This window comes from Exiguobacterium sp. SL-10 (assembly GCF_004337025.1).
Classification (GTDB): domain Bacteria; phylum Bacillota; class Bacilli; order Exiguobacteriales; family Exiguobacteriaceae; genus Exiguobacterium.
In genome coordinates this window covers 35,515-48,437 of sequence record NZ_SJUP01000014.1, presented here as the reverse complement: position 1 = coordinate 48,437, position 12,923 = coordinate 35,515, and the positions used below count along the sequence as shown (strand labels likewise).

Annotated in this window: 12 protein-coding genes; 3 read left to right on the top strand and 9 right to left on the bottom strand. The window is 53.7% G+C overall.

The features are described from left to right. Window positions 1-28: 28 nt before the first annotated feature. From gcvH to EVJ33_RS13310, 6 genes are all read right to left on the bottom strand, one after another. On the bottom strand, window positions 29-412 hold the full coding sequence (gcvH, locus tag EVJ33_RS13335) for a glycine cleavage system protein GcvH (RefSeq protein ID WP_021065488.1): 384 nt from the start codon (window positions 410-412) through the stop codon (window positions 29-31). A gap of 39 nt (window positions 413-451) precedes the next feature. Then, window positions 452-814: an arsenate reductase family protein gene (locus EVJ33_RS13330; protein ID WP_131437898.1), complete on the bottom strand. Its 363-nt coding sequence runs from the start codon at window positions 812-814 to the stop codon at window positions 452-454. Window positions 815-859: 45 nt separating this feature from the next. Next, window positions 860-1,588, bottom strand: a complete 729-nt coding sequence (locus tag EVJ33_RS13325; protein WP_236634632.1) for a hypothetical protein — start codon at window positions 1,586-1,588, stop codon at window positions 860-862. A gap of 88 nt (window positions 1,589-1,676) precedes the next feature. After that, window positions 1,677-3,461 carry an acyl-CoA dehydrogenase family protein gene (locus EVJ33_RS13320; protein ID WP_131437894.1) on the bottom strand — a complete coding sequence of 595 codons (1,785 nt, stop codon included), beginning with the start codon at window positions 3,459-3,461 and terminating at the stop codon, window positions 1,677-1,679. A 13-nt stretch (window positions 3,462-3,474) separates the two neighbouring features. After that, the gene (locus EVJ33_RS13315; RefSeq protein WP_131437892.1) at window positions 3,475-4,647 is read right to left on the bottom strand and encodes an acetyl-CoA C-acetyltransferase; all 1,173 of its coding nucleotides are present in this window, start codon (window positions 4,645-4,647) and stop codon (window positions 3,475-3,477) included. A 19-nt stretch (window positions 4,648-4,666) separates the two neighbouring features. Then, window positions 4,667-7,078 (bottom strand): 3-hydroxyacyl-CoA dehydrogenase/enoyl-CoA hydratase family protein, encoded by a 2,412-nt coding sequence (locus EVJ33_RS13310; RefSeq protein WP_131437890.1) that lies wholly within the window; start codon window positions 7,076-7,078, stop codon window positions 4,667-4,669. Between the two features lie 214 nt (window positions 7,079-7,292). Between EVJ33_RS13310 and EVJ33_RS13305 the strand changes: the two genes are divergently transcribed. The 3 genes from EVJ33_RS13305 (at window position 7,293) to EVJ33_RS13295 (ending at window position 9,504) form a co-directional block, all read left to right on the top strand. Beyond that, window positions 7,293-8,195, top strand: coding sequence for an SDR family oxidoreductase (locus EVJ33_RS13305; RefSeq protein WP_131437888.1), 903 nt, complete (start codon window positions 7,293-7,295; stop codon window positions 8,193-8,195). Between the two features lie 124 nt (window positions 8,196-8,319). Beyond that, window positions 8,320-8,874 (top strand): YcxB family protein, encoded by a 555-nt coding sequence (locus tag EVJ33_RS13300; RefSeq protein ID WP_131437886.1) that lies wholly within the window; start codon window positions 8,320-8,322, stop codon window positions 8,872-8,874. A gap of 57 nt (window positions 8,875-8,931) precedes the next feature. Continuing rightward, on the top strand, window positions 8,932-9,504 hold the full coding sequence (locus EVJ33_RS13295; RefSeq protein ID WP_161566939.1) for a YcxB family protein: 573 nt from the start codon (window positions 8,932-8,934) through the stop codon (window positions 9,502-9,504). Window positions 9,505-9,519: 15 nt separating this feature from the next. Here the strand turns inward: EVJ33_RS13295 and EVJ33_RS13290 are convergent, their stop codons facing one another. The 3 genes from EVJ33_RS13290 to EVJ33_RS13280 all read right to left on the bottom strand — a co-directional run bounded on the left by EVJ33_RS13290 (window position 9,520) and on the right by EVJ33_RS13280 (window position 12,804). After that, complete coding sequence (locus EVJ33_RS13290) at window positions 9,520-10,437, bottom strand: proline dehydrogenase family protein (RefSeq protein WP_131437882.1); 918 nt, start codon at window positions 10,435-10,437, stop codon at window positions 9,520-9,522. A gap of 157 nt (window positions 10,438-10,594) precedes the next feature. Next, window positions 10,595-11,266 carry a PAQR family membrane homeostasis protein TrhA gene (gene trhA, locus EVJ33_RS13285; RefSeq protein WP_131437880.1) on the bottom strand — a complete coding sequence of 224 codons (672 nt, stop codon included), beginning with the start codon at window positions 11,264-11,266 and terminating at the stop codon, window positions 10,595-10,597. A gap of 95 nt (window positions 11,267-11,361) precedes the next feature. Further along, window positions 11,362-12,804: a carbon starvation CstA family protein gene (locus EVJ33_RS13280; RefSeq protein ID WP_131437878.1), complete on the bottom strand. Its 1,443-nt coding sequence runs from the start codon at window positions 12,802-12,804 to the stop codon at window positions 11,362-11,364. Between the last annotated feature and the right edge of the window lie 119 nt (window positions 12,805-12,923).

Below are 12,923 nucleotides of genomic sequence, written 5' to 3'. Positions count from 1 at the left end.
CTTCTCATGAAGAGAAACCGGGTTTTGTTTAGCCTTGAATCATCGCTTCATATTCTTCGGCTGACATGAGTTTATCGACGTCTGACGCGTCGTTCAACTCGACTTCGATCATCCAAGCGCCTTCGAACGGTGCTTCGTTGACGAGTTCTGGTGAATCGGCGAGTGATTCGTTCACCGCTGTGATTTTCCCAGAGATTGGAGCGTACAATTCTGAAACGGTTTTGACCGACTCGACCGAACCGAATGGCTCATCGAGTAAAATCGTGCCGCCGACTTCAGGAAGTTCGACAAAGACGATATCCCCTAGTTCGCTTTGTGCGAAATCTGTGATCCCGATGCGGGCCACGCTTCCGTTCACTTCAACCCATTCGTGCTCTTTTGAATAACGTAGATTGGCTGGTACTTTGCTCATCTTAACTTCCCCCTCAAATGAATTAGACTCACACGAGTATTATAGCACTTCGCCCCAAACGTCTGTAAACGACTTTTCTGAAAATCCGACAGTTGATTTTTGACCATCTGTCACGATCGGGCGCTTCAAAAGCATACCATTACTCGCTAAAAGCTCGATTTGTTCGTCTTCTGATAGATTTGGCAACTGATCTTTGATGCCTTCGTTTCGATATACCTGTCCGCTCGTATTGAAGAATTTTTTAAGCGGCAGACCCGACTGTTTCCATAGCTCAGCCAACTCGTCTTTTGACGGTGTCGCTTCGACGATATGGACGTATGTATAGTCGATGCCGTTCTCTTTCAACCACTTTTCTGCTTTTTTACACGTACTGCATGGCGGATAGCCATATAGTGTCACCATGTTCATCACCTCTTCTATAAATGTAGCACATTCCGAATCAACCGTTCACGCCTGAAGCAAACGCTCGATTTCTCGCTTCAACACCGCGTTCACCGAATGACGCGCTTCGATATGTTCGAGGATGACCGCAGCCGCCTCGACGGAACGTCCATAACCTAATACCCCTTGTTCGAGGAACGTGATCACATCAGGATGCTTCGCCTCAACCCGACGTGTCGGATTAAACGGGTCGCTCGTCTCCCCATATGCGAGTAACACGTTATTGACGGCCGACACCTGAATGAGTTCGAATCCGGCGAGCTGTTCGCCGCGCCGTTCCCGGAGCAGTCCGACGTATAGGTTCGTCAACGCCTCCTCATAGCGGTGTGCGGCGTCTGAAGGATGCGTGATGACCTTCGGCGTCGCGAATGTATCGAGCGCCTCGTCGCGTTGCCAGACGACACGACCTGGCGTATAGGCGATTCCAGGCATCTCCACCATCTCGAACACGGCGAACTCGGCGTAAATGCCATCCTCATACATGACCTTATGCCCATCTTTCGTATTTTGGAACTGATACGCCAACGGCTCGACGGCGAGCCAATCTAAATTGTCGATGAAGCGTGCCTTATACCCGTCTTCGACAATCAAAAAGAAATCGAGGTCCGAATAGTCGTCAAGCCGATCCGTCTCGAGCCCGATCGAACCGAGCGCGAGTAACATCAATGTCCCTTCATGCGTCGCGACCAAACGGCCGATTGCGTCCATCCGTTCTAACAAGTCATCTCGTCTCATATGTATCCCCTCCTTTTCTCATTGTACGGTGTCGGCAGGGCAAAAAGAAAGGGCCGACCGCGTCCGGTCCACCCTTTCTCTTGCTTGCTTACACGATAAACTTGTTCGCTTTGATGAGGCTCGCTGCGACTTCGCGCTTCGTGCCGATGACGTTGATTGGCTGATAGCGGCTGAACTTCTTCATCGCCGACAAGAGCATGCGCTGCGCGTCGCCCGATGCGGCCGCGTACAACACTTCTTTCGCCATGAGTTCGACTTGCTTGAACACTTGCTCGGCGAAGATCTCCGTATAGCGGACTTTCTGTTGGTTCTTCTCAGCGCCTGTGCGGGCGATGGCTTTCTCCGTCCGCGCGATGGCCGCTTCAAGCGCATAGATGGCGCTGATGATGTCGGCGATCTTCGCGAGGATCTCTTGCTCGTTCTGAAGGTCTTGCTGATATTTCTGGACGGCCGTTCCGGCGATCATCAAGTTGATTTTCTTCATGTTCGACAGAAGCATCTTCTCTCGTGCGAGCGGCGTACCGTCGAGTTCTTGCGGCATGTAGCTCATGAGCTCTTTTTGGAGCTTCTGCGCTTCGGCGAGGAGTGGCAAGTCGCCTTTCATCGCTTTCTTGAGGAGCGTGCCCGGCACGATTAAACGGTTGATCTCGTTCGTTCCTTCGAAGATGCGGTTGATGCGTGAGTCACGGTACAAGTTCTCGACTTCATATTCGGTCATGAAGCCGTAGCCGCCGTGGATTTGGACCGCTTCGTCGACGACGTAGTCGAACGTCTCCGAGGCGAACACTTTGTTCAATGAACACTCGATCGCGTATTCGGCGATGGCTTGGGCAACTTTCGAACCGTCACGCATGTTGTCGTCACCGAGCGCGTCGAGGCTGTCTTGGAATAGACCGCCCGTCCGGTAAACCGAGCTCTCCATCGCGTAAATGTTCGCGGCCATCGTCGCCAATTTCTCTTGGATGAGTGGGAACTGGCTGATCGGCGTCTTGAACTGTTTGCGCTCGTTCGCGTATTGGACCGAGAGATCGAAGGCACGTTTCGACGAACCTACTGCACCGACCGCAAGTTTGTAACGACCGACGTTCAAGATGTTGAAGGCGATGACGTGCCCTTTGCCGATCTCTCCGAGGAGGTTGTCGACTGGGACTTCGACGTCTTCTAAGATGAGCGTCCGTGTCGATGAACCTTTAATCCCCATCTTCTGTTCTTCGGCGCCTGTCGAGACACCGTTGAAATCACGCTCGACGATGAAGGCGCTGAACTTGTCGCCGTCGATTTTCGCGTAGACGACGAACACGTTCGCGAAACCGGCGTTCGTGATCCATTGCTTCTCCCCGTTCAACACGTAGTGCGTGCCGGCCTCGTTCAAGACGGCCGTCGCTTTCGCACCGAGCGCGTCCGAGCCTGAGCCTGGCTCTGTAAGGGCGTACGCTGCGATCCATTCGCCCGTTGCGAGCTTCGGCAAGTACTTATGCTTTTGCTCTTCCGTTCCGAAGAAGACGATCGGGAGTGTCCCAATCCCAACGTGGGCGCCGTAGCTGAGGGCGAATGAACGTGCCTTGGCGAACCGCTCCGTGATGATCGATGACGAAATCTTATCAAGCTGATAACCGCCGTACTCTTCTGGCACATCCGCGCCGAGGAGGCCGAGCTCGCCCGCTTCTTTCAACAGTTCGACCGAGAGATCGAACTCGTGTTTCTCGATGCGTCCAAGGACAGGCATGACACGGTCGTCGACGAAGCTCGCCGTCGTGTCGCCAATCATCTTGTGCTCATCTGAGAAGTCTTCCGGTGTGAACAAACGATCCGCGTCGAGTGCGTCGATGACGAAGCTACCGCCTTTAATCAATTCGTGTTCTGTACGTTCCATTGTCAATTCCCCCTTATAGTAATTCGAAGACGCCAGCAGCACCCATACCGCCACCGATGCACATCGTCACAACCCCATACTTTTCATTGCGTCGTTTCATCTCATGCAAGATCGAGACCGCGAGTTTCGCGCCCGTGCAACCGAGCGGATGTCCGAGGGCGATCGCGCCGCCGTTGACGTTCACTTTCGACGGGTCGATGCCGAGTTCACGGATGACGCCGAGCGATTGGCTCGCGAACGCCTCGTTCAGTTCGAACAATCCGACTTCTTCCAACTTCACGCCGGCCATCTCGAGCGCTTTCGGGATGGCGACGACCGGGCCGATCCCCATCACTTCCGGACGGACACCGCCGACCGCGAACGAGAGGAATTTTGCCATCGGTTTCAAGCCTTGACGTTCCGCTTCTTCACGCTCCATGACGAGCACGGCCGCTGCACCGTCTGACACTTGTGACGCGTTCCCCGCCGTCACCGAGCCTTTGATTTTGAAGGCCGGGCGCAGTTTACCGAGCGCCTCGAGCGTCGAGTCGGCACGGACGCCTTCGTCATGTTTGACGACGAGTTCGCGTTCTGCGACTTTTCCGTCTTCGCCGAGTACGTGCTCGACGACCGTGACCGGGACGATCTCTTCTTCGAACTTACCGCCCGCGATTGCTGCCGCCGCTTTTTGGTGGCTGTCGATCGCGAACAAGTCCTGGTCTTCGCGCGAGATGTTATATTCGGCCGCGACACGTTCTGCCGTGTGGCCCATGCTCATATAGTATTCCGGAGCCGTCTCCATGATTGTCGGGTTCGGACGGATGACGTGTCCGCCCATTGGGACGAGACTCATCGATTCCATACCGCCGGCGATGACCGCCGTCGCTTGGCCAATCATGATTTTCGCTGCCGCGTCGGCGATTGCTTGCAAACCGGATGAACAATACCGGTTGATCGTGATGGCCGGTACTTCGTGCGACAAGCCGCCCCGGACAGCCGCGTAGCGGGCGATGTTCATCCCTTGTTCCGCTTCCGGCATGGCGCATCCCATGATGACGTCGTCGATCGGTCCCTTGTAACCCGACCGCTCGAGCGTCGCTTTGATGGCGTGACCTGCGAGTTCGTCCGAGCGAACGTTTCGGAACGACCCGCGTTTTGCTTTTCCGACCGGTGTTCGTGCACCGGCCACGATGACTGCTTCTCTCATCTGTTAAGTCCCCCTTTTGTCAGTTCCGAAGTGGTTTGCCTTTGACGAGCATATGTTGCATCCGTTGCTGCGATTTCGGTTCCCCGATGAGGCTTAGGAACGCCTCGCGCTCGATGTCGAGGAAGTACTGCTCGTCGACCATCGTGCCGTATGCCAAATCGCCGCCGCTGATGACGTGGGCAAGTTTTTTCGCGATCTTCAGATCGTGTTCAGAGATATAGCCACCGTAGAACATCTCGTACGCCGCGAGTTCAAGCGTCGCTTTCCCCGTTTGACCGACGACCGGCAACTTCTCACGAACCGGTGCCGTATAGCCGTCAGCGAGACCGAGCACTGTCTGTTTCGCATCGAACGTCAAGTGGTCGCGGTTCATCGAGATGCCGTCGACCGGACGGTGATAGCCGAGCGCTTTCGCGTCATAGGCCGACTTCGACACTTTCGCCATGGCGATGTTCTCGAACGTCTGTTGCGCCGCTTTCTCGATGTTTTGCATCGACTTCGGCGTCTGCTCGAGGAGTCGACGGTACGTGTTGACGTTTCCGCCCCCACCTGGGATAAGCCCGACACCGACTTCGACGAGACCCATATACGTCTCAAGTGCCGTCTGCATACGCGCGGCCGGCAAGCTGATCTCCGTCCCACCTCCGAGTGTCATGCCGTAAGGCGCGACGACGACCGGGCGACCCGCATAGCGAATCTTCTGGACGACTTGTTGGAACTTGTTGATGATCCAATCGAGCTCGTACCAGTTCTCGTCTTCTGCTTCCATGAGCATCATCGCGAGGTTGGCGCCGACACAGAAATTTTTGCCGTCGTTGGCGAGGACGAGTCCTTTGAAGTCGGTCTCGACGAGGTCGATTGACTGTTCGATCATCTGCATGATGTCGACACCGATCGCATTGTTCGGTGACGTGAACTCGAGGGCGACGACGTCGTCTCCGATATCGATGAGGCGGGCCCCACCGTTCTCGAGCACGATGCCGTTCGACTTGGCGAGCGGCGCGAGTTTCACTTCTTTCGGGTTGACGGTCTTCTCGACGTACGTCTGTGACGCTTGGTCGTAATACTGGTCTCCCTTATAGAAGGATGTATGTCCGGCAGCGAGCATCTCGTCGATCCACGCCGGGACGTCATAACCTTCTGACTTCATGCGGGCGACCGATTTCTCGACACCGAGTGCATCCCACGTCTCGAACGGTCCGAATTTCCAGCCGAAGCCCCACTTCATCGCGTCATCGATGGCGACGATCGAGTCACTGATCTCACCTGTGAGACGAGCCGAGTAGACGAGCGTCTTCGCCGTGACCGGCCAGAGAAGTTGTCCGATGCGTCCTTTGTTCAAGATGGCACCTTTCAGCTTCGCTTTCGAGCCCGGGAGCGACTTGATTTGGTCGAGCTCCGGACCTGTAATCGCTTTCAATTGTTCGTATTCGAACGTCTCGAGATTCAGCTCCTGGATGACTCTGCCGTCCTTCTTATAGAAGCCTTGTCCGGCCTTTTGACCGATCCAGCCCTTCTCGACGAGCGTCTTCATGTCAGCCGGGACGTCGAACGTATCCTTCTCGTCACCGGCGTCGAGCGTCTCATAGACGTTTCCGGCGACGTGGACGAACGTATCGATGCCGACGACGTCGAGCGTGCGGAATGTCGCCGATTTTGGCCGGCCGATGAGCGGTCCGGTGATCGAGTCCATCTCGCCGATCGAGGCGTTCTGCTTGAGCATCTCTTCGAACGTGACGAGGAGGCCGTACGTGCCGATGCGGTTGCCGATGAAGTTCGGCGTGTCTTTCGCTTCGACGACGCCTTTCCCGAGACGGTCCTCAGCGAAGCGGGCCATGAAATCGATGACCGGGCGCGCCGTCTTCTCCGTCGGGATGAGTTCGAGCAGTTTCAAATAACGCGGTGGGTTGAAGAAGTGTGTCCCGAGGAAACGTGTCTTCAAGCCTTCTGGCAACACGCTCGCCATCGCCTCGATTGAGATACCGGACGTGTTCGAGCTGAGAATCGCGTCTTCACGGATGTAAGGTGCGATTTTCTCAAACAGCTGTTGTTTTACGTCGAGCCGTTCGACGACGACTTCGATGACCCAGTCCGCTTCCTTCAAGCGCTCGAGATCATCTTCTAAGTTCCCAACGTCGATGAAGTTCAAGTGCTCGGCCGTCGCGAGCGGTGCCGGATTTTGTTTCAATAGCTTCTGACGGTTCTCGGAAGCGATGCGGTTCCGCACTTCTGGTGACTCGAGCGTGAGCCCTTTCGCTTCTTCTTTCGCCGTCAATTCACGTGGTACGATGTCGAGCATGAGCGAACGAATCCCCGCGTTCGCCAAGTGTGCTGCAATCCCCGCCCCCATTACTCCTGAACCGATGACGACCGCAAAACGGATATTGCTCGTCAAACGGAGGTCGGCTGATTGTTCGATGTGACTCGTCATATTGTTCCCCCCTCAATGAGAATGAATAGTGATTCATTTCAAGCGTAAAAAAAATCGCAATCACCATCGTGTTTACTCTTCTATCATAAATGAATGACAATTCATTCGCAAGCGTTCATTTTTCAAATTCGTTCCAATTTCACTGAGGACGATTTATTTATCGGTCACTGTGGTATAGACACAAAGAGTCAATTTTAGAAAGGGGAACGTATACATGAGTGAGAATCGTTTAAACACAGTGGGGAACCGACATGATTTTGAATCGTTCAAGAAGGACGGCCAAGAGCAAGCCCATCAACCGGGGATCGACTCGAAGATGGAGCCGTTCCCGATTTATGAGCGTGAAGGGTATAAAGGAAGCGACAAATTAAAAGATAAAGTGGCCATCATCACAGGTGGTGATTCCGGCATCGGAAAATCGGTCGCCATCTTCTTCGCCCATGAAGGCGCGAACACGGTCATCGTCTATAAAGACCAAAACGAGCTCGAGGACGCCGAGGCGACGAAAGAGCGCATCGAAGAGCTCGGCCAAGCGTGTCTGTTGCTGCAAGGGGATATCGGCGATTCGGCGTTCTGCCAAGACGTCGTCAAAGAGGCACTCGAGACGTTCGGACATTTGGATATCCTCGTCAATAACGCCGCCGAGCAGCATCCGCAAGAATCGCTCCTCGATATCTCGGACGAGCAACTCGAGCAGACGTTCCGCACGAACATCTTCAGCATGTTCTATTTAACGAAAGCCGCCCTTCCGTACTTAAACGAAGGCGCGAGCATCATCAATACGACGTCGATCACGGCGTACGAAGGTAACGACCAATTGATCGACTACTCGTCGACGAAAGGCGCGATCACGTCGTTCACGCGTTCGCTCGCCAAGAACTTGGCCGAGAAGAAGATTCGCGTCAACGGCGTCGCCCCAGGTCCGATTTGGACGCCACTCATCCCGGCGACGTTCCCGGCAGAAAAAGTCGCTTCGTTCGGTGACTCGGCCGAGATGAAACGTCCGGGTCAACCGGCGGAACTCGCACCGGCCTATGTCTATCTCGCAAGTGACGATTCGACGTACGTCAGCGGGCAGGTCATGCACGTCAACGGTGGGACGGTCATCAACGGATAATCTTGTAAGAAGGCCCAGTGTTCAGTCACTGGGCCTTTTTGTTGGAAAATTAACCCATCCTATGTTAGCGTTGTCTGCAGACATTAACCCCGTCATTCAGACGGAAGGAAGGAGCCAGTGATGGATGATTCATTATCGATTGACACAAGATGATTTTTTCATGTTACAAAAGAACTTCATCAAAAACTCGGTTTCCGATAAACGAAGATCTATACTTGTCACGCTCGTACTCATGTCACTGACCGCCTTTTACGGATTTGCCCTCGCGATTGTCTTGTTACCGCAAACGCTTTCCGCCCCTGTCATCCTCGCACTCGCCGTCAGTGCCGCTGTGGTCCCAACGCTGCTCTTATTCCCGTTCTTCAAGAAAGTGTATTTCACGATTAGGTTGAGACAGGTGCGATCCATACTTCGACAGGACTCGAAATGGCCTCGTGATGTCACGTTGTCAATCCATGAGATTGGGATTGAAGTCAATTCGCTCCACAATGCCGTCAACAAACGGGTTCAAGTCGCATGGGAAGCGATCGACCGAGTGAACGAGGACGAGACCCATCACTATATATTTATTGAAGCGGCGGAAGCGATTATCGTCCCGAAGCAAAACCAGATGCTCAACGAGACGGAGCGAACTCGAATGAATGATCTGCTACAAAAACACTTAGGCATCACACTCTAAGCGACAAAGCTCTTCAATCAGCACGTATTTATGACGAATCACAAAGGAGTGGATGCAATGGTCACCACGTATAAACTGACGCTAGACGATTTTTTAGCTTTCCAAAACGACATGATTCACCATTCCAATCAATATAAACGAGCTCGCAGCATGTGGGTGAGAGCTATGAGTCTCCCGCTTTTCGCTCTCGGGTATGCGGCTGCCTTCTACCTCGTACCGCGCCCCGAATCGACGATCGTCTTTATATTGATTACAGTCGGAATCGGGCTGCTGTTCGCGCTACTACTAAGACCGTTGCTAAAAGATTTGCACGCCCCGCTCGCCCTTTGGCAAACCCGTCGTGTCCTCAACAAACAGGACACTTGGCCAAAAGATGTTACGCTCCAGCTTTCCGATGCCCACGTCGAGATGCAGGCTGTCCGTGGCAACGTCCATCGAACGACGCAAGTCCCATGGACATCCATTCTCAAAGTGAACGAGAACGAGACGCATCGCTTCCTCTATTACGAAGAGGATGAGGCGTTGATTATCCCGAAAGTGAAAGACGGAGTCACGGAAGTCGAACAAAGTGAAATCGAGCGGATCCTCGACAAACATATGAACACAGAAAAGCACACGAGTTCAACGTGAACTCGTGTGCTTGTTTCATTTCTTCACCATTCCTTTTAACACGAACGCGACGTTCGCCGGACGTTCGGCGAGACGGCGCATGAAGTATCCGTACCAGTCACGGCCGTATGGCACGTAGACACGGACTTTATAGCCTTGGCGGACGAGCTCGAGTTGACGCTCGACCCGGATGCCGTACAGCATTTGGAACTCGAACTGGTCGAGTGGGATGTTGTTCAGTTTCACATGCTCGATGACCGCATCGATCATGTGGTCGTCATGTGTTGCGATAGAGGCGTAGTTCCCGTTCGCCAGATGGAGTTTGACGAGCTTCAAGTAGTTGTGGTCGACGTCTTCCTTTTCGGGGAAAGCGACGGTCGCCGGTTCCTTGTAAGCTCCTTTGACGATGCGAAGGTTCGGCTTGAGCGGCGCGAGATGATTGATATCATCTTCCGAGCGGTACAAATATGACTGGATGACCGTCCCGAGGCCGTCGAAGTCCGCTTTCAACGTTTTGAACAAGTCGAGCGTTTTCTCACAGCGTGCCTCGTCCTCCATATCGATGGCGACGAAGACACCAACTTCTTTCGCCGTCGTCAAGATTTGACGCATATTGTCTTCAATCAACTCGTCCGAGATGTCGAACCCGAGCGACGTCAGCTTGAGCGACATGTAGGCGTCGAGCTGCTCTTCGGCCATAATTTCAATCGCTCGGATGATCTCATCACGGTTCTCGTTCGCTTCCGCGACCGTCGTGATGAACTCCCCTAAATGGTCGACCGTGACCGATAGCCCTTTCGCATTCAATTCGCGAATCGTCGGCACCGACGTCTTGAAGTCTTCCCCCGCCACAAAGCGCGAAGCTCCGAACCGAAGCCCGTATTTTTTAGCCAAACTGTTGAGTGTTTTGTTTTGAGACATGTAGATAAATCCATCGCGCAACACTTTTTCCATCTGATTTTCCCCCTTACGTTTACACCCATCTATCTCTATGACGATGTCTGAAATTATTATGACATACAAACGTCCATTCGTCTGTAATTTTGTAATCGTTTTCAGCATTTCATTTCCTTATCTTTATAAAAAATAGACGCCCCGTCGGACGTCCGTTTCAAAGGCCTGTATTCGGTGCCACATAGAGCAAAATACTGAGGAAAACGAACACGCTCCCCGCTAGGACGAACAGGTGCCAAATCGCATGGTTGAACGGCAGTTTCTGCCATACGTAGAAGATGATCCCGACCGAATAGGCGATCCCTCCGGCGAGGAGCAACATGAAACCATTATGACCGAGCGACTCGTACAATGGACGGATGGCGATTAAACAAATCCAACCGAGACCGAGGTAGGTCACGTTCGACACCCACATGTATTTCCCCGTCGAGAACAACTTCCAGACGATCCCTAGCACAGCAACGCCCCAAACGATACCGAACAACGTCCAACCGAGCGTCCCTTTGAGTGACACGAGCGCAAATGGCGTATAACTCCCGGCAATGAGTAAGTAAATCCCAGCGTGATCGAACACTTGGAGTACGCGTTTCGCGCGTGGATGCGGAATCGCATGCATGAGCGTCGAGAACAAGTACAGTAAAATCATCGATGCCCCGAACACGCTCACCGCGATGACGTTGCCTGTACTTCCCGTCTCCGTTGCCGTCATGACAAGCAAGACGAGCGCGACGATGCTGAAGATGACCCCGAGGCCATGGGTGATGGCACTCGCAATCTCTTCCCCGAGCGTATCGGCATGGAGCATGTCTTTTAGCTTCTCTTGATCCATTCAGGTCCCACCTTTCAAATCTATTCCTCTAGTATGGTCATTTCCCGATTTCAACGCAAACAAAAACATGGGCCGAAACGACCCATGTTTTTGGATTATGCGACTTCCTTCACCGGGACGTCACATTCCATATTTTGTGCCCGCATCGCTTTGGCGCGCATGTGGAACAAGACGAGCAACGTGATCGTCCCGATGGTAGCGATGACGTACGGGATGAACCCGTCCATCTTGAAGCCGATTGGTGCCGTCAAAATGTAGAACCAGACGGCATATAACATGAACGTGCCAGGGATGAGCGCGATATAGTGGTTGCGCCCTTTGATGTAGAGGTACATCGCCCCGACGAACAAGGCGATGACCGCCGTCGTCTGGTTGGCCCAGTTGAAGTATTGCCAGAGCATTTGGAAGTCCATGTTCGTGAGCACGTATGAGATCGCGAAGAGCGGAAGCGCGATCCAAAGGCGTGACGAGAACTTCTTCTGTGCGACTTTCATGTAGTCGGCGATAATCATCCGTGCGCTACGAAACGCCGTGTCGCCTGACGTGATCGGTAAGACGATGACGCCGAGGATGGCGAGTGTTCCGCCGATGCTGCCGAGCATGAGTGTCGCCACTTCTTGGACGACAAGTGCCGGCGTACCGGTTTGAATCAATCCGAGCAATTCGCCCGGCTCGAAGATCGCCATCGCGGCACCGGCCCAAATCATGGCGATGACGGCTTCGACGATCATCATGCCGTAGAAGATTTCACGGCCGTTGCTCTCTTTCATCGTCGTCCGCGAGATGATTGGCGACTGCGTGGCGTGGAAGCCTGAGAGTGCCCCACATGAGATCGTGAAGAAGAGGAGCGGCCAAATCGGCAAGCCGTCTGGATGCATGTTCGTGAGTGTCATCTCTGGAATCTTGTAGCCTTGTGCGAACAAGCTGACGGCAATCCCGATGGCGCTGATCATGAGGAGCGCCCCGAAGAACGGGTAGATGCGGCCGATAATCTTATCGACCGGGAGGAGCGTCGCCAAGATGTAGTAGGCGAATACGGCGAAGATGACAATCGTGAGCGTCGTCGCGTTGCCGTCGAACAAGTTGTTGATCATGTTACTCGGTGACGTGACGAACACCGTCCCGACCAAAAGCAAAAGAAGCAGGGCGAAACCGTTGACGACGTGGCGGAGCGAACGGCCGAGGAACTTCTCAGCGAGTTGCGGCAAATGCGCCCCGTTGTTACGGAGCGAGATCATGCCCGTCAAATAGTCGTGCACCGCTCCGGCGAAGATCGATCCGAAGACGATCCAAAGGAACGCGACCGGGCCGTAGAGCGCTCCCATGATCGGGCCGAAAATCGGGCCGACGCCGGCGATGTTCAACAGCTGAATCATCGAGTTCCGTTTCTTCCCCATCGGCACGTAGTCGATACCATCCTGTGACGCGTAGGCAGGCGTCGTCCGCTCTTCCTTGATGCCGAACGTCTTCTCGACGTAGCTGCCATACACTTTGTACCCGACGAATAGAATCGCCAAGGCGATAAAGAATGTAATCATGTGTGCTGTCCCCTTTTGAACGTATGTAGCCGGTCCCCACCGGCCCCGAAAAAATGAATCCCATTGTTTTACACATATAATGTAAACGCTTACGCGATTGATTATACAGTAGTATTCCT